General features: G+C 47.8%; 1 pseudogene. It reads right to left on the bottom strand.

Annotated features, from left to right (window positions below):
• A pseudogene (locus QP922_RS12870) lies at positions 1 to 215 on the bottom strand (hypothetical protein); the annotation flags it as partial.
• Positions 216 to 295: the final 80 nt, after the last annotated feature.

The following is a 295-nucleotide window of genomic DNA, read 5'->3' as shown; positions in this document are numbered from 1 at the left end:
AGTTCTGCGGTGATCCGCGGAGCACCATAAACCTCATCAGAGTCTTTCCAAATCTGATGAATCTTTCGGTCAACATCATCGTAAAATGCTGCACGATTATCTTTTCCGGATAGTCGTTTCTGCTGTGCATGGGCCCATTTGTAGTAGCCAGACCGAGACACTTTTAATAGTCGTGCCATGCGCTTGATGCTGTAGTTCGCCTTCTCCTGCTGCATCAATTCGAACTTTTCTGCTCGCGTTGCTTCGCGGCGAAGAAGGCTGTCGCTTTTGACAAAAACTCGTTATCCATCTTGGC

The organism is Corynebacterium sp. MSK218 (assembly GCF_030232655.1).
GTDB lineage: Bacteria > Actinomycetota > Actinomycetes > Mycobacteriales > Mycobacteriaceae > Corynebacterium.
The sequence above is the reverse complement of the archived record's forward strand: the minus strand, read 5'-3'. Positions and strand labels throughout refer to the sequence as shown.